General features: G+C 72.9%; 14 protein-coding genes. 8 read left to right on the plus strand and 6 right to left on the minus strand.

Features of this window, described 5'->3' with window-relative positions; translation table 11 throughout:
* Positions 1-59 precede the first annotated feature (59 nt).
* The 4 genes from QSK39_RS22935 to QSK39_RS22950 all read right to left on the minus strand — a co-directional run bounded on the left by QSK39_RS22935 (position 60) and on the right by QSK39_RS22950 (position 4,522).
* The gene (locus tag QSK39_RS22935; protein WP_285479826.1) at positions 60-1,931 is read right to left on the minus strand and encodes a helix-turn-helix domain-containing protein; all 1,872 of its coding nucleotides are present in this window, start codon (positions 1,929-1,931) and stop codon (positions 60-62) included.
* Position 1,932: 1 nt separating this feature from the next.
* Positions 1,933-3,270, minus strand: coding sequence for an MFS transporter (locus tag QSK39_RS22940; RefSeq protein WP_285479827.1), 1,338 nt, complete (start codon positions 3,268-3,270; stop codon positions 1,933-1,935).
* Positions 3,271-3,303: 33 nt separating this feature from the next.
* The gene (locus QSK39_RS22945) at positions 3,304-4,053 is read right to left on the minus strand and encodes a 3-hydroxybutyrate dehydrogenase (RefSeq protein ID WP_285479828.1); all 750 of its coding nucleotides are present in this window, start codon (positions 4,051-4,053) and stop codon (positions 3,304-3,306) included.
* Positions 4,054-4,126: 73 nt separating this feature from the next.
* Positions 4,127-4,522 (minus strand): VOC family protein, encoded by a 396-nt coding sequence (locus QSK39_RS22950; RefSeq protein ID WP_285479829.1) that lies wholly within the window; start codon positions 4,520-4,522, stop codon positions 4,127-4,129.
* Positions 4,523-4,607: 85 nt separating this feature from the next.
* Here QSK39_RS22950 and QSK39_RS22955 point away from each other — a divergent pair, with 85 nt between their 5' ends.
* The 3 genes from QSK39_RS22955 (at position 4,608) to QSK39_RS22965 (ending at position 8,131) form a co-directional block, all read left to right on the plus strand.
* Entirely contained in the window at positions 4,608-5,540 is a 933-nt protein-coding gene (locus QSK39_RS22955) for a helix-turn-helix transcriptional regulator (protein WP_285479830.1), read from the plus strand.
* A 261-nt stretch (positions 5,541-5,801) separates the two neighbouring features.
* The gene (locus QSK39_RS22960) at positions 5,802-7,868 is read left to right on the plus strand and encodes an AMP-binding protein (protein WP_285479831.1); all 2,067 of its coding nucleotides are present in this window, start codon (positions 5,802-5,804) and stop codon (positions 7,866-7,868) included.
* Positions 7,868-8,131 carry a hypothetical protein gene (locus QSK39_RS22965; RefSeq protein WP_285479832.1) on the plus strand — a complete coding sequence of 88 codons (264 nt, stop codon included), beginning with the start codon at positions 7,868-7,870 and terminating at the stop codon, positions 8,129-8,131. Before QSK39_RS22960 ends, QSK39_RS22965 begins: the two co-directional genes overlap by 1 nt.
* Here QSK39_RS22965 and QSK39_RS22970 read toward each other — a convergent pair.
* A complete protein-coding gene (locus QSK39_RS22970; protein ID WP_285479833.1) occupies positions 8,116-8,715 on the minus strand; it encodes a GyrI-like domain-containing protein in 600 nt (199 codons plus the stop codon). The two genes, QSK39_RS22965 and QSK39_RS22970, sit on opposite strands and share 16 nt — an antisense overlap.
* Positions 8,715-9,218: a PadR family transcriptional regulator gene (locus QSK39_RS22975; protein WP_285479834.1), complete on the minus strand. Its 504-nt coding sequence runs from the start codon at positions 9,216-9,218 to the stop codon at positions 8,715-8,717. Before QSK39_RS22975 ends, QSK39_RS22970 begins: the two co-directional genes overlap by 1 nt.
* Before the next feature lie 135 nt (positions 9,219-9,353).
* On the opposite strand from QSK39_RS22975, the gene QSK39_RS22980 reads away from it, so the two are divergent.
* The 5 genes from QSK39_RS22980 (at position 9,354) to QSK39_RS23000 (ending at position 16,736) form a co-directional block, all read left to right on the plus strand.
* Positions 9,354-10,673 (plus strand): SWIM zinc finger family protein, encoded by a 1,320-nt coding sequence (locus tag QSK39_RS22980; protein ID WP_285479835.1) that lies wholly within the window; start codon positions 9,354-9,356, stop codon positions 10,671-10,673.
* 249 nt (positions 10,674-10,922) lie between these two features.
* Positions 10,923-12,308, plus strand: coding sequence for a DUF5691 domain-containing protein (locus tag QSK39_RS22985; RefSeq protein ID WP_285479836.1), 1,386 nt, complete (start codon positions 10,923-10,925; stop codon positions 12,306-12,308).
* Entirely contained in the window at positions 12,305-13,390 is a 1,086-nt protein-coding gene (locus QSK39_RS22990; RefSeq protein WP_285479837.1) for an ATP-binding protein, read from the plus strand. Before QSK39_RS22985 ends, QSK39_RS22990 begins: the two co-directional genes overlap by 4 nt.
* Positions 13,387-15,567 (plus strand): DUF5682 family protein, encoded by a 2,181-nt coding sequence (locus QSK39_RS22995; protein ID WP_285479838.1) that lies wholly within the window; start codon positions 13,387-13,389, stop codon positions 15,565-15,567. The genes QSK39_RS22990 and QSK39_RS22995 overlap by 4 nt, the downstream gene beginning before the upstream one ends.
* Positions 15,564-16,736, plus strand: a complete 1,173-nt coding sequence (locus QSK39_RS23000) for a VWA domain-containing protein (protein ID WP_285479839.1) — start codon at positions 15,564-15,566, stop codon at positions 16,734-16,736. Before QSK39_RS22995 ends, QSK39_RS23000 begins: the two co-directional genes overlap by 4 nt.
* Positions 16,737-16,740 lie beyond the last annotated feature (4 nt).

Below are 16,740 nucleotides of genomic sequence, written 5' to 3' on the forward strand. Positions count from 1 at the left end.
CTCTCGCGTTTTACCGGCGAGCGGACCGCGCCGGTCGCGCAGGCGCGCAACCCTCGCCGCTACGCCTCGCGTAGCCGGTGCACCCGCAGCGCCAGCTGGATCTCCAGCGCCCGGTCCGGCGCCTGCCACTCCTCCCCCAGCAGCGATGCCACCCGCTCCAGCCGCTGCACCACCGTGTTCACGTGGACGTGCAGCACGTCCTTCGTCCGCGCCAGCTGCGACCCGCTCGCGAAGTACGCCCGCAGCGTCGCCACCAGCTCCGTCCCCCGGCGCGCGTCGTAGTCCAGCACCGGCCCCAGCGTCTGCCGCACGAACTCGTCCAGATCCGCGTGGTCGCCCAGCAACTGGCCGAGGAACCCCAGCCCCGCCATCGCCGCGCCTTCCCCCGTCCGCCCCAGCGCCAGCAACGCCCGGACGCACCGCGCCGCCTCGCCATGGGCCGCCGCGATCGCCGACGGGCCGCTCGCCGGGCCCGCCGCTCCCACCGTCACCGGACGGCCCGTCGCCGCACCGAGGTCGGCCGCCACCCGCCGGGCCAGCTCGTCCGGGTCGCCCGCGCCGAGGAGCACGACCTCCTCCGCGTGCACTCCCACCAGCGTCGCGTGCCGGGCCGCCGCACCGGCCACGCGCCGCCGGGACCCGCCGTCCGCGTGGGCCACCAGCACCGCGTGCGGTTCCGACAGGTCGATCCCCAGCCGGCGGCCGCGGGCCAGCAGCGCCCGCGGGTTGCGCTCGGGCGCCGTCAGCAAATCCGTCAGCAGCTCGCCGCGGACCTCGTCCTCGGCCCGCACCACCGACCGCCGCAGCATCAGCAGCAACGCCGTCACGACGCCCGCGCGCTCGAACAGCCGCCGGTCCGGATCGGCCAGCCCGTCCCGGCCGGCCAGCACCAGGCTGCCGAGCAACTCCGGACCGGCCTGCACCGCGCACACCCACGTGTCCTTTGTGGACACCGCCCGCCCGGCCGCGCGGGCCGCGGCGAGGGCGTCCGGATCGAGCGCGGCCGGGGAGGCCGAACTCGCCAGCAGCGTGCGATCGGCGTCGTAGACCGTGAGGTCGCCGTGCAGCACCCCGGCGACCGCCGCCGCGACCTCCGGCACGTCACCTCCGCGCAGCACCAGGTCGGTCAGCCGGTCGTGCGCGTCCTGGGCGCGTTCCATCGCTTCGGTGTGCGCGCGGATCGTCGCGTTGGCCTCGTTGAGCTCGGCGACGGCGCGGCGGGTCTGGTCGAGCAGGTTCGCGCTGTCGAGCGCGATCGCCGCGTGGTCGGCGAGCGACGACAGCAGCGCCACCTCGTCCGCGGAGAACTCGCGCGTCGTGCGGTCGGACGCGAACAGCACCCCGAGCACCTTCGGCCCGATGGCGAGCGGGACGCCGAGGATCGCGGTCAGGCCTTCGTCCTGGACGCCGGAGTCGATGTGGTGGGTGTGCTTGAACCGGTCGTCGTGGAAGTAGTCGGCCGTCGCGTACGGCCGCGCGGTCTGCGCGACCAGCCCGCCGAGGCCTTCCCCCATGCCGAGCACGATCTGCTGGAACTCCGCCGACACGGACCCGTCGCTGACCCGCACGTACGTCTTGTTCTCGGACTCGCGGTTGAGCGACAGGTAGGAGACGTCGACGTTCAGCAGCGCCCGCGCCCGCCGGACGATCGAGCGCAGCACGGTGTCCGGATCGGACAGTGCGGCGAGCTCGCTCGCGGTGTCGAACAGCGCGCCGAGCTGGGCTTCCCGCCGCCGGTGCTCGGCGAGCGTCTCGCGGATCCGCAGGGCCAGCTCGCCCGCGCTGGCCAGGGCGGTCAGGTCGGCCGGATCGAGGGCACCTTCGGCGCGTGCGGCCACGACGACGTGCGCCAGCTGCTCGCTGCTCGCCCCGGAGGCGAGCAGGTCGAGCAGCCGGCGCAGCGCGTCCGTGGGTGCGGTCACGGCCGTCATGCTAGGGCGAAACGGCCGACGTTTCCGCCTCGACGGCATCGACACCAACGTCATGCAGCGACTCGCCGCGCGTCTCGCGGGCCGCGAGCAGGGCGATCACCGTGATCACGCACATCGCCGCGACGTACAGCGACACCGGGATCGTGCTGCCCCAGGCGGAGAACAACGCGACGGCGATCAGCGGGGCGACGGCGCCCGCGGCGATCGACGACAGCTGACCGCCGACCGAAAGCCCGGTGTAGCGCACCCGCGTCGGGAACTGCTCGGCGAAGAACGCGGCCTGCGGGCCGTACATCGCGCCGTGCAGCACCAGCCCGACGGTCGCGGCCAGCACGATCACCGGCGACGACTTCGTGTCGAGCAGCGCGAAGAACGCGAAGCCCCACAAGGCCATCCCGATCGCGCCGAACAGGTACACCGGACGGCGCCCGACGCGGTCGGACAGCGCGCCCCACAGCGGGATCGTCACGAAGTGGACGGCCGAGCCGATGAGGACGGCGCTCAGGCCGACGCCCTTCGGCAGGTGCAGCCCGGTCGTGACGTACACGAGGATGAACGCGGTGATCACGTAGTACGAGACGTTCTCGGCCATCCGCGCGCCGATCGTGATCAGCACCTGGCGCCAGCTGTTGCGGAAGACCTCCACGACCGGCACGTGCTTGTCCGCGCGAGTCTCGGCCTGCTTCTGGGCGGCGAGGAACACCGGCGACTCGGCGACGGCCAGCCGGATCCAGAGCCCGATCAGCAGCAGCACGCCCGAGAGCAGGAACGGGACGCGCCAGCCCCAGGCCATGAACGTCGCGTCGGACTGGGTGGCCGACAGGATCGCCAGGACCGCGGTCGCGAGGAGGTTGCCGCCGGGCGCACCGCACTGCGGCCAGCTCGCCCAGAACCCGCGGCGGCGGTCGTCCCCGTGCTCGGAGACGATCAGGACGGCCCCGCCCCACTCGCCACCGAGCGCGAAGCCCTGGACGAGCCGAAGCAGCGTGAGGAGCAGAGGAGCCGCGACGCCCGCGCTCGCGTACGTCGGCAGCACGCCCATCAGGCAGGTCGAGCCGCCCATCAGCACCAGGCTGACGATCAGGAGCTTCTTGCGCCCGAGCCGGTCGCCGTAGTGGCCGAAGACCAGGCCGCCGATCGGGCGGGCGAGGAACCCGACAGCGTAGGTCAGGAACGCCAGCAGCGTGCCGGTCAGCGGGTTCGCCGTCGGGAAGAACAGCTTGTTGAACACCAGCGCGGCGGCCGAGGTGTAGAGGAAGAAGTCGTACCACTCGATGGTGGTGCCGATCAGGCTCGCGCCGACGATCTTGGCGATCGCCGACCGGTTCGGTTGACTCACTGCGGGCTCCACTTCCTTGTGGTTGAGCGACACTTAACCGGCGGTCCAGCCGCCGTCGAGCGGGATGGACGCCCCGGTGACGTGGCCGGCGTGCGGCGAGCACAGCCACGTCACCAGGGAAGCGACGTCGTCGGCTTCGATGAGCTTCTTGATCGCGGCGCGCTTGAGGAGGATCTCCGCGACGACGTCCTCGCGCGGGATGCCGTGCTCGGCGGCCTGCGCCTCGATCTGCCCGTCGACCAGCGGTGTGCGGACGTAGCCGGGGTTCACGCAGTTGCTGGTGACGCCGTGTTCGGCCCCTTCGAGGGCGGCGACCTTGGAGAGGCCTTCGAGCCCGTGCTTGGCGGCGACGTAGGCGGATTTGAAGGCGGAAGCGCGCAGCCCGTGGACGCTCGACATGTTGACGATCCGGCCGAAGCCCCGCGCGTACATCGACGGGAGCGTGTGCCGGATGAGCAGGAAGGGAGCGGTGACCATCAGCGCCTGGATGCGGGCGAACACGTCCGGCGGGAAGTCTTCGAGCGGCGCGACGTGCTGGATCCCGGCGTTGTTCACCAGGACGTCGACCTCGGCGGGGAGAGCGTCGACGGTGCCGGGGTCGGTCAGGTCGGCGACGTGCGCCCAGCCCCCGACCTCGGCGGCGACGGCTTCGGTGCGCTCGCCGTCGATGTCGACGACGTGCACCTTGGCCCCGGCCGCGGCGAGGGCGCGGACGCAGGCCAGGCCGATACCGCCGGCCCCGCCGGTGACGAGGGCGGTGCGCCCGTCCAGATCGCTGGTCATGGACGGGAACGGTAAGCGTGCCCCGGGTCGCGGACCATGTGCGCGGGAGCCACAACCGGTCAAGATCCTGTGGTCACGACCGACACTCGTCGAGCACCGCAAGGTAGTGCACGTTCGTCATGACGCCGAGGATGTTGCCGAACGGGTCGACGACCGACGCCGTCACGAACCCGGGCCCCCGCTCGGTGATCGGCTCGTGTTCCTTCGCCCCCAGCTCGTGCAGGCGCGCGACGGTGGCCTCGAGGTCGTCGACGTGCCAGTAGACGATCTCGCCGCTCGCCCCGCCCATGCTCTCCGGCACGTACTTGCGGTCGATGAGGCCCAGTTCGTGCTGGTAGTCGCCGATCCGGAACTCGGCGTACCCGGGCCGCTGGAAGTACGGCTCGATCCCCAGGAACTCGGTGTACCAGGCCTGCGCGGCCGCGTGGTCGTCGGCGAAGTACGAGACGGTGGCCATTCCTCGCAGCATGTCTGCTCCCTTGCGATCGGTGTGGAGCCATCATGCGCGGTGAAAGTGCGCACCGAATGAGCACTTTGTTTGCGAGACTTCCCCCATGCGCGCCGACCGTCTCGTGGCCACCCTCCTGCTGATGCAGACGCGCGGCCGCGTCACGGCCGCCGAACTCGCGGCCGAGCTCGAAATCTCCGTCGCGACCGCGCGGCGCGACCTCGAAGCGCTCTCGACGGCGGGAGTGCCCGTCTACCCGCAGCCGGGCCGCGGCGGGGGCTGGCGGCTGGTCGGCGGCGCGCGCACGGACCTGTCCGGCCTGACCGCGCGCGAGGCGCAGGCACTGTTCCTCCTGGCCGGCCCGGCCGCGGCCGCCGCGCCGGAGGTCAAGTCCGCCCTGCGGAAGCTGATGGGCGCGCTGCCGGGCACGTTCCGCGCGGACGCCTCCGCGGCCGCCGACGCCGTCCTCGTCGACCAGGCCGGCTGGGGCGAGCGCGTGAAGGACCGGCCGCCGATGGTCTCGCTGCTGCGCGACGCCGTCATCGCGCGCCGCCGAGTGCGCTTCCTCTACAACGGGCAGGAGCGGCTCGCCGACCCGTGGGGCCTGGTCGACAAGGACGACGTCTGGTACCTGGTCGCGGGGACGGCGAAAGGCCGCCGGACGTTCCGGGTGGACCGGATCGCCGAGGCGGCCGCCACCGACGAGGCCGCGGACCGCCCGGCGGACCTCGAACTGGCGAAGGTGTGGGAAGAAGTCGTCGAAGAAATCGAACGGCGCCGGTCACTGCTCACCGCGGACGTGGTGCTCGGCCGCCGCCACTTCGGCGTGCTGCGCGACCGGTTCGGCCGGCACTGCGAACTGGTCGCGGACCTGCCGGGCGACCGGGTGCGGGCGAGGGTCGCGGCACCCGCGCCGATCATGATCGCGCAGGAGCTGGCGGGCTGGGGCGCACTCGTCGAGGTCGAGTCCCCGGACTCCGTGAAGGCCGAATTGGCCCGCCTGGGTTCCGAGCTGCTTGCCCGGTATGCCCCGGAATGACGGAAACGACTTTTCCCTGTTCGCGGACACCCGGAACGAGTCGTTCACGACACCGGCTGACGACTGCGCACACGCCCCGTGGCCGCTATCCTCGGTGAACGGCGTTTATCACTCCACAGTGGACATTAGGAGGACCTACTACGAGTGTCCGTTACCCTCCGGTATCTGGCCGTTCGGAGTATCCGGGATCACCCGTTTGCTGTTACTGTGACGCCTCCGTGACCTGAACGTGTGTTCGGTGACACTTCGGTGAGGGCAGAGATGCGTGACGATGTGGTCGAGGCGAGTGCAGTGGTCGGGCACACGCCGGACGTGGTGTGGCAGATCGTCGGATCGCCGGAATGGTATTCGCGGTTCGTCCCCGAGATCAGCGGGTGCGAAATCCACGAGCACGCCGCGCGCGGCCGGGGGCCCCGGGGCGTGATCCGGATCGCCCCCGAGCGGGGACGCATGATGGAGGCCCAGGTCCAAGCCGTCGTGTACCGGCCGGGCGAGCACGTCGTGTGGTGCGGTGTCCCCGACGAAGGCGCGTGGGTCTCGGTCGAGCTGAGACCCCTGGCCGGCGGCAAGACCGAGCTGTTCGTCCGGATGATGCTGCCGCCGTCGCACCTGGATCTGGTGTCGTCGGTGAAGAAGGACGTCCGCGCCCTCGCGCGGCGCCTCGACCTGCACCTGGGCGGGGAGTCCGACCCCAGCGCCGACAGCGACGGCACCAAGGCCACCAAGCTGCGCACCGCGAGCGTCCTGGTGCGCGCCGGCGTCCTGAGCGCGGGCCGCCCGGACAAGATCGCCCGCCAGCTCAACTCCCTCGCGCAGTGGGGCGCCACCATCGCCGGCGGCTACCAGGCCGCCGCGGCCCGCGTCCCCGACGAGCCCGCCCTGCACGACGAGCGCAGCCTCCGCACGTTCAAGCAGGTGCAGGAACGCAGCGACCGGCTCGCGAACGGGCTGAGCGAGCTCGGCGTCGGCGAACGCGACCGGATCGCGCTGATGTGCCGCAACCACGCCGCGATGGTCGAGTCGTTCGTCGCCGCCAGCAAGCTCGGCGCCGACCTGATCCTGCTCAACACCGGCCTGTCCGCGGCTTCGGTCAAGGACGTCCTCGCCGAGCACGGGCCGGCCGCCGTGCTCGCCGACGACGAGTTCGCCCAGACCATCGCGAACGTCCCGGGCGAGTTCGCCCGGATCAGCACGTGGCCCGATGCCGAAACCGGCTACCCGACCGTCGACGAGCTGATCCACGCCGCGCCCGCCGACCCGCCCAAGCCGGTCGAGCGGCCGGGCCGCGTGGTCGTGCTCACCTCCGGGACCTCCGGGACGCCGAAGGGCGCGCGCCGCCCCACGCCCAAGGGCATGGGGACGGCCGCGGCGATCCTCGACCGCATCCCGCTGCGCGCCGGCGACCGGATCCTCGTCGCGGCACCGCTGTTCCACAGCTGGGGCTTGGCCGCGATGCAGCTCGGCATGGCGCTGCGGGCGTCACTCGCGCTGATCCGCAAGTTCGACGCCGAGGAGACGCTGCGCGCGATCGCCGAGCAGAAGTGCGACGCGCTGTTCGCCGTGCCGATCATGCTGCAGCGGATCATGGACCTGCCCGAGCGGGTGCGGGCGCGCTACGACCTGTCGTCGCTGCGGATCGTCGCGAGCAGCGGCTCGGCGATGTCCGGCACGTTCGTCACGCAGTTCATGGACACCTTCGGCGACGTCCTCTACAACTTCTACGGCTCGACCGAGGTGTCCTGGGCGAGCATCGCCGACCCGGGCGACCTGCGCGCGGCGCCGAGCACGGCCGGGCGCTGCCCGCTCGGCACGCGCGTCGCGATCCTCGACGAGGACCGCAAGCCCGTGCCGCCGGGCGGCGAGGGCCAGATCTTCGTCGGCAACGACATGCTGTTCGACGGCTACACGAGTGGCAAGGACCCGGCGCGCGCGGCGGACCTGATGGCCACCGGCGACGTCGGCTACCTCGACGCGGCGGGCCGCCTGTTCGTCACCGGCCGAGCCGACGAGATGATCGTGTCCGGCGGCGAGAACGTGTTCCCCCGTCCGGTCGAGGAAGCGCTGGTGGCCCTGCCCGGCGTGCACGACGCGGCGGTCGTCGGCGTGGCGGACGCGGAATGGGGCCAGCGCCTCGCGGCGTACGTGGTGCCCCGACGCGGCGCCTCGCTGCACGCGGAGGACATCCGGGCCTACATCCACCAGCGGCTGGCCCGGTTCGCCGTCCCGCGGGACGTGTACTTCGTGCCGGACCTGCCCCGCAACGCGACGGGCAAGATCCTCAAGCGCCTGCTGCACGACGACACGTGGCCGGTCAGCAGCGAGTACTGATGCCCGAGCACACGCCCGACGGCCGGTACATCGTCGTCGACGGGCGCCGCTGGCGGGCGACGGACCCGGAGATCCCGGACGACGTCCGCGACCGGCTGCAGAAGCACCTGATGGCGGCCCGGCGGGTGCAGGATCGCGCGCGTACCCAGGTGGCGAAGGTGGCTTTGGGCGAGCGCGGCGAGCCGTGGTGGGAGCAGACGTCCGCGCAACGGCGCGCGCGGTGGGAAAGCGGCCTCGCCGAGCTCGATCAGCCCACCGGCTGACGCAGCACGGTCTTCAGCTTCGCGGGCTCGGTCCTCCGCGGGTCACCGAGGTAGACCTCGTGGTGCAGCCCGGTCTCCTCGAGTCCGTGCTGCGCGAGGAACTCGCCGTGCAGGCGGGCGAGCAGCGGACCTTCGTCGTCGTACGAGCCGACGTGGAGCGCCTGCGCGCACCGGCCCTCGTGCAGCTTCTCGAGCCGGACGGGCGCGTCGATCTTCTTCTTGCGCCGCACGGATTCCCGGGCTTCCTCGACCGCGTCCTCACCGATCCACGCCGGCTGGGAGATGAGCATCGTCCACTGCCAGGAATCCTTGGACCGCACGGTGAACGCGGCGTAGTCCTCGGCCCACCACAGGCCTTCCAGCGGGCCGACGACGAAGTCCTCACCGGTGCGCTTGGCGGTCATCTTGATCGTGTAGGCGAAGGCGTAGAGCGCTTCGACGGCTCGGACGTAGCTCTCGGCGGTGTTCGGGTTGCCGCGGCCGTCGAGCGCGAGGAACTGCTGCTCGGGCACGTCGAGCAGGGCCCAGTCGGTGTTCTTCGGTGCGTACAGCTGCTTCAGGTCCTTCTTGACGTCGTAGAGCATCAGGTCATTCCTTCCAGCCACGCGGCTTCCGCTTCGAGCTGCGCGATCGAGTAGCCGAAGATCGCCCGGACGAACGGCGGGGCCTCGACCTCGGCCGCGCGGCGGACCTCGGCCAGCCGCTCCGCCACCGCTTCGGCGCGCCGGGCCAGCGCGTTCGCGAGCCGCTCGGGCGGGATGGCCGGGCTGTTCGCCAGCCCGGCCAGCACCGGCGGGTGCACCGGGCGCAGTTCGGCGATGGCCGCCTCCGCGGCCTCCGCGCACGCCCGCCGGCCCGCGTCCGTCGCCGTGTAGGTCTTCTTGGCCTTCGCGTGCGCCCGCTCCCCCGCGACCTCGGCGACCAGGCCGCGGTCGCGGAGTTTGCCGAGCACATAGTAGATCGAACTGAAGCCGAGGGCGGTCCAGTCGCGCATGCCGCGTTCCGAGACGACCTCGTCCAGCTCGTAGCCGTGCCTCGGCCGCTCGGCCACGAGGCCGAGCACCGTCAGTTCCGCGTCGGTCAGCACCGGTCTATTCTAGCGATAGAATACCGCCGCCGGTCAAGGTCGCCGGAAATTGTCGGTGGGTGCTGGCATGCTTCACCGGGTAAGCCTCCCTGGGCCACTAGCCTGGGGAATCCGACCGGACGGCAAAGGAAACCAGTGGGGGGACAGGTGGTGACGGCGGTGCCGTGGACCGCGGAACGCGTGGCCGGGCTCGCGCCGGATCCCGCTTCGGAGAAGGCGGGCCGGGCGCTGGCCGCGCCGGCGAAGTGGTCGGGCGCGGGTGCGTCCGAAGACGCCGTGTGGGGCTTCTGCCAGGGCAGCGGCAAAAAGCCGTACCAGACGTGCGTCGAGCTCGCCGAGCCCGCCTTCCGGTGTTCCTGCCCCAGCCGGAAGTTCCCGTGCAAGCACGCGCTCGGGTTGCTGATGTTGTGGGCCGCGCGGCAGCTCGACACGGCGGAGCCACCCGAGTGGGTGCACACCTGGCTCGCCGAACGCGCCGATCGCGCCCAGCGCGCCGAAAAGCGCGCGGAAGCGGCCGGCCCGAAGGACGAAGAGGCCGCCGCGCGCCGGGCCGGTGAACGCGCCGCGCGCGTCGAAGGCGGCGTCGCCGAGCTGAAAGTCTGGCTGACCGACCGGATCGGCGCGGGTTTCGCCGGTTTCGAGCGCAGCGGCGGTGAAGAGCTGCGCACGGTGGCCGCGCGGATGGTCGACGCCCAGGCGTCCGGCCTGGCGGGCGGCCTCCGGCGGGCGGCGGGGATCGTCGGCCGCCGCGACTGGCCGGAGGCGCTGCTCGGCGAGCTGTCGCTGCTGTACCTGCTGGCGGACGCCGCGACCCGGCTGGCTTCGCTGCCGGCTCCGCTGGCGGAGACGGTCCGGACGCGGCTCGGTTTCTCGGTGGAGACCGCGCGAGTCCTGGAAAGCGGCGAGCGCGTGTCGGACGAGTGGCTGATCACGGGCGCGGCCGACGAGGAGAACGACCGGCTGTTGACGCGCCGCACGTGGCTGCGCGGCCGGCTCACGGGCCGCGACGCGCTGGTGCTGTCGTTCGCGCCACCGGGGCGGCCGCTGGACGCGTCGTTGCCACCCGGGCACCTGCTGACGGCGGAGCTGGCGTTCTACCCGGGAGCAGCACCCCTGCGAGCCCTGGTGGCCGAGCGCGGCATCCCGCTGCCGGCCCCGGCCGCCGAGGGCGGCTCGATCCCGGACGCGCTCGCGGCGTACGCGCGGGCGATGGCGGCGGACCCGTGGCTGGAACGCTGGCCGGTCCTGCTCTCCGACGTGACCCCCGCCGAACACGCGGACGGCTGGTGTCTGTCCGAAAAGGACGGAACCGCGCTGCCGCTGGTGCCGTACACGTTCCCGTGGTCGCTGCTGGCGATGTCCGCGGGCAAGCCGCTGACGGTGGCGGGCGAGTGGAGCCAGTCGGGCCTGCGGCCGCTGATGTGCTGGCAGGATGACCGGGCGGTGCGCCTGTGACTCCCGACGCCACGCACAGATCCGAGCCGGTGAGCCGGAACCTGGCTCCCACGAGCGTTCCTGCGCCCCGCAGCCCGGCCCGCGCGGACTTCCCGGCCGCTGTCCGGGCGGCGCGGATTCTCCTGGTCCCCGAGGTCCGGCGGACGCCGGCCATGCCACGTCCTCCGGCATTTCGCGCCTGGCGAACCGAACCCGCTCCGCGCCTGGTCCTTGCCATCCCACCCACCAACTCCGGAAGGCGGTGAAGCCGTGAAAGCCTGGGAAGACCTCGTCGGCACCGCGCTGCTCGGCACCCGCCGGCGCACCCTCGACCCCGCCACCCAGCCACCCGCCGTCCAGGACCTCATCGAAGACCGTGCCGATCCCGCGGAACAGCTGCTCTCCGCGGCGGCCGTCCTCACCACCTACCGGCGGGCCGGGCGCCGGCCGCTCCACGATGTCCGTCCCCTGCCCGTCGCCGCGGCCGACGAGCGGCCCTTCGTGCCTCCGCTCGCGCGGGAACGGCTGGCCCGGCTGCTCGCCGCCAGCCATCCGGATCTCCTGCTGGAGTGGCTCGGCATCGTCGCCGGCACGAACTACCGCATCCCGCCCGAAACCCTCCCGCTGCTCGCCGAAGCCGCGCGCAGCAAGGCCGCCCTGCGAGGGCCGCTCGTCACCGTCGCCGGGCCGGTCGGGGCGTGGCTCGGGCAGCGCAACCCGGACTGGGCCTTCCTTTCCGCGCCGCCCGAGGAAGGACAGGACGTCTGGCAGTACGGCAGTCTCACCCAGCGCCGCCGCTGGCTCGCCGCCAAGCTGGCCGACGATCCCGCCGCCGCCCGCGAAGCCTTGACGACGTCCTGGAAGAGCGAACCCGCCGACGTCCGGTCGGACTTCCTCGGCGTGCTCGCCGGGCACGTGGGCACCGAAGACGAAGCCTTCCTCGAAGCCGCCCTCACCGATCGGGCCGCCGCCGTCCGGGAACGGGCCGCCGACCTGCTCGGCCGGCTGCCCGGCACGCGGTACGGCGAGACCATGGCCGACCGGCTGCGACCGCTGGTGCGCCGGAAGGGCCGGGTGCTCGAAGTGTCCGTCCCCCAGGGCGAACGCGGCGAAGGCACCGTCCGGCTGCGCACCCTCGCCGCCGCTGCTCCGCTGGCCTTCTGGACCGAGTTCGGCCCACCCGCCGAAGTGGTGCGGATGACCGTCGAGGGCTGCCCGGCCGGCGTGCTGCGCGACTCCTGGGCCACCGCGGCCCAGCGCCAGCGCGACGAAACCTGGGCGCAGGCGCTGATCGGCGCCGACCCCGGCGGCCGCACCACGCCGCCGCTGCTCGGCGTGCTGAGCCCGGCGAGCCAGGCCGCCACCGTGGGGCACCTGGTGAGCCGGCTGCCCGTCGAGTCGTTCGCGCGGCTGGTGCACGAGCTGCCCCGGCCGTGGACGAAGGAGCTCGGCACCGCCCTGCTCGACTGGATCGCCCGCCAGGACGACCACCGCCTGGTCTCGCACGCCGCCGTCGTGATCGCCCGCGCGGTCCCCGCGGCGTGCCTCCGCCACCCGCTCGCCACCACCCGCCTGACCATGGACGCCGGTCCGTGGCGCCGGGCGCTCACCGAAACGCTGAACTTCCGCCGCGAAATGTACGAGGAGCTCGCATGACCGCCGCCACCGTCCTCCGGCCGCACGCCGAACAGGACCACGCCGCCGAGCTGGCCGCGCTGGCCGCCGCCGACGACCGGGCCAAGCCGCCCAACTGGAACCTGTCCCCGTGGGCCGTCGTCGAGTACCTGCTCGGCGGCACGCTGGCCGACGGCACCGTGATCACGCCGAAGTACGTCGGCCCGCGGCGGCTGATCGAGGTCGCCGTCGCGACGCTGGCCACCGATCGCGCGCTGCTGCTGCTCGGCGTGCCCGGCACGGCGAAGACGTGGGTGTCCGAGCACCTCTCCGCCGCGATCAGCGGGGATTCGACGCTGCTGGTGCAGGGCACCGCGGGTACGTCGGAGGAGTCCATCCGCTACGGCTGGAACTACGCCCGGCTGATCGCCGAAGGCCCGAGCGCCGCCGCGCTGGTCGAAAGCCCGCTGCTGCACGCGATGCGGGACGGCAAGCTGGCCCGGCTCGAGGAGCTGACGCGCATCCCGGCCGACGTCCAGGACTCGCTGATCACGATCCTGTCCGAGAAGACGCTGCCGATCCCGGAGCTGGGCACCGAGGTGCAGGCGCGGCCGGGCTTCAACCTGATCGCCACGGCGAACAACCGCGACAAGGGCGTCAACGAGCTGTCGAGCGCGCTGCGGCGGCGGTTCAACACCGTGGTGCTGCCGCTGCCGGACAGCGCCGAGGCGGAGGTCGAGATCGTCAGCCGGCGGGTCGCCGAGCTGGGCACGTCGCTGCAGCTGCCGGTGGAAGCCGCCGAGCTGGCCGAGATCCGCCGGGTGGTCACGGTGTTCCGCGAGCTGCGTTCGGGCCGCACGGAGGACGGCCGCACGGCGGTGAAGTCCCCGTCCGGCACGCTCTCGACGGCCGAGGCGATCAGCGTCCTGACCGGCGGCCTCGCGCTGGCCACGCACTTCGGCGACGGCGTGCTGCGCCCGCACGACATCGCGGCCGGCATCCACGGCGCGGTGGTCAAGGATCCGGTGGCCGACCGCGCGATCTGGATCGAATACCTCGAGACGGTCATCCGCGAGCGTGACGGCTGGGCCGACTTCTACCGGGCCGGCCAGGAGCTTTCGTGACGACGCACCTGCTCGGCATCCGCCACCACGGCCCGGGTTCGGCCCGGGCCGTGGCGACGCGGCTCGCGCAGCTCGAACCCGACGTCGTGCTGATCGAAGGCCCGCCCGAGGCCGACGCCCTGGTCGAACTGACCGAAGACCCGGCGATGGCACCGCCGGTCGCGTTGCTGGCGTACGCGACCGACGACGTCTCGCGGGCCGCGTTCTGGCCGTTCGCCGTCTTCAGCCCGGAGTGGCAGGCGCTCGCCTACGCGCGCGAAGCCGGGATCCCGGTGCGGTTCTGCGACCTCCCGGCCGCGAACACGTTCGCGGCGGCGCCGGACGAGCACGCCGGGCCGCCCGGCGACCCGCTGGCCGCGCTGGCCTCGGCCGGCGGCTACGACGACCCGGAACGCTGGTGGGACGACGTCGTCGAGTCGCGGCGCGGCGACGACAACCCGTTCGAGGTGATCGCCGAGGCGATGACCGCGTTGCGGGAGGACGAGGAACCGCCGCGGGGCAACGAAGCGCGGCGCGAGGCCTACATGCGCTCGGTGCTGCGCCGCACGCGCAAGGAGGGCTTCGAGAACATCGCCGTCGTCTGCGGGGCCTGGCACGTGCCGGCGCTCGCCGACCCGCTGCCGCCGGCGTCGCACGACCAGACCGTCCTCAAAGGACTGCCGAAGCGCAAGGTCGCGTGCACGTGGGTGCCGTGGACCCACGGCCGGCTCGCGACGGCCAGCGGCTACGGCGCGGGCGTGCGCTCGCCGGGCTGGTACCACCACCTCTTCACGACAGCCGAAGACGTCACCACGCGCTGGCTGACCGGCGTCGCGGCGGTGCTGCGGGAAGAGGACCTGCCCGTCTCGACCGCGCATGTCATCGAGGCGGTCCGGCTGTCGGAAACCCTCGCCACGCTGCGCGGGCGGTCGTCGGCCGGGCTGGCCGAGGTCACCGAAGCGACCCGGTCCGTGCTCTGTGGCGGGGACGAGGTGCAGGTCGAGCTGGTCACGCGGCGGCTCGTGGTCGGCGAACGGCTCGGCGAGGTGCCCGACCGGGTGCCGCAGCCACCACTGGCCGCGGACCTGACCGCGACGGCGAAACGCCTGCGGCTCAAGAAGGACCCGATCGTCAAGGAGCTCGACCTCGACCTGCGCACGCCCGGCGGGCTCGACCGCTCGAAGCTGCTGCACCGGCTGCGGATCCTCGGCATCGAGTGGGGCAGCCGGGAAGCATCGGCGCGGCGGAACCGGGGCACGTTCCGGGAGACCTGGGCGCTGTGCTGGGAACCGGCCTTCGAGGTCGACCTGGTCGCGGCCGCGGTGCACGGCACCACCGTGCCGTCGGCGGCCACGGCGGCGGTCCGCGACACCGTCGAGGGCACGCCCCCGCTGGACGAGGTGACCACGGCCGTGGAGAACTGCCTGCTCGCCGACCTGCCCGAGGCACTGCCCGAAGCGCTCGCGGCCCTCGACGCGCGAGCGGCGGCGGACGCGGACGTCGCGCGGCTCATGTCGGCGCTGCCCGCGCTGGCCAGGGCGACCCGGTACGGGAACGTCCGCGGTACCGACACCGGTGCGCTGCGCGCAGTCGCCGACCGCATGCTCGACCGGATCTGCGCCGGGCTGCCGCCGGCGACGCACGGGATCGACGACGACGCCGCAGCGCGGATGGCCCAGCTGGTCGACGGCGTGCACGACGCGACGTCCCTGCTGGGCGACGACTCGAAGGAGCGCTGGCTCGCGGCGCTGGCGCGGCTGGCCGAACGGCCGTCGCTGCCCCCGTTGCTGGCCGGCCGGCTCACCCGGATCCTGCACGACGCCGGGCTGCTCGACGCGCTGGACATCGAACTGCGGCTGGGCCGGGCGCTCACGCCGGGCATCGCGCCCGCAGCGGGCGCGGCGTACGTCGAAGGCTTCTTCGACGGCGGCGCGCTGCTGCTGGTGCACGACGAAGGCCTGCTGCGGGTGATCGACGCGTGGCTCGCGGCGATCCACGACGATCTGTTCACCGAAGTGCTTCCGTTGCTGCGCCGCACGTTCGGCGCGTTCAGCGGGCCCGAGAAGCGTGCCATCGGGGACCGCGCGGCCGGGCTCACCGGCACCACCGCGGTCGTGGCGATCTCCGAAGAACTGGACGAGGACCGGGCGGAACGGGTGCTGCCGGTGCTCGCGACGCTGCTGGGGGTGGGGGCATGAGGGGCGCGGACACCGAGCGCACGCGGCGCTGGCGGCTGGTGCTGGGCGCCGAGGGCGCGGGCGGCGGATCGGGGCTGGCCGACGCGGAACTGTCCGATGAGGACAGCCGGGTCGACTTGGTACTGGCCGCCCTCTACGACAAACCGGACGAGGAGGCCGCGGGCGGGCCGCGCAGCGCGGGCCTGGGCGCCTCGGCGCCGCGGGTCGCGCGCTGGCTGGGCGACATCCGGCGCTACTTCCCCAGCACCGTCGTGCAGGTGATGCAACGCGACGCGGTCGACCGGCTGGGCCTGACCCGGATGCTGCTGGAGAAGGAACTGCTCTCCGCGGTCGAGCCGGACGTCCACCTGGTCGGGACGCTGCTGTCGCTGAACGGCGTGCTGCCGGAGGAGACCAAGGAGACCGCGCGCGAGGTCGTCCGCAAGGTGGTCGAGGAGCTGGAGGAGCGGCTCGCCGAGCGCACGCGCGCGGCGATCAAGGGCGCGCTGGACAAGGCGTCGCGCACGCGGCGGCCCCGGCCGGGCGACGTCGACTGGGCGCGCACGATCCACCGGAACCTCAAGCACTACTCCCCCGAGCTGGGCACGATCGTGCCGGAGCAGCTGGTCGGGTACGGCCGGCGCCAGCTGTCGGTGCAGCGCGACGTCATCCTGGCCGTGGATCAGTCGAGCTCGATGGCGGATTCGGTGGTGTACTCGGGGCTGTTCGGCGCGGTGCTGGCCTCGATGCGGGCGCTGAAGACGTCGTTCGTCGCGTTCGACACGGAGGTCGCGGACCTCACCGAGCACCTCGCCGACCCGGTCGACGTGCTGTTCGGCACGCAGCTGGGCGGCGGCACCGACATCAACCGGGCGATCGCATACTGCCAGGGCCTGGTCGGCCGCCCCGAGAAAACCCTGCTGGTCCTGATCAGCGACCTGTACGAGGGCGGCGACGAGGACGAGCTCCTGCACCGCATCGCGGAGCTGGCCGGCGCGGGCGTCCAGGTGGTGACGCTGCTGGCCCTGTCCGACTCGGGCGCGCCCTCGTACGACCACGAGAACGCGGCGGCCCTGGCGGAGCTGGGCATCCCGGCGTTCGCGTGCACCCCGGACCAGTTCCCGGAGCTGATGGCAGCGGCGATCCGAGGTGACGACCTGCAGGCCTGGGTGGCCCGCGAGACCAGCTGAGTTG

Source organism: Amycolatopsis sp. NBRC 101858, assembly GCF_030269325.1.
Lineage (GTDB): Bacteria > Actinomycetota > Actinomycetes > Mycobacteriales > Pseudonocardiaceae > Amycolatopsis > Amycolatopsis ponsaeliensis.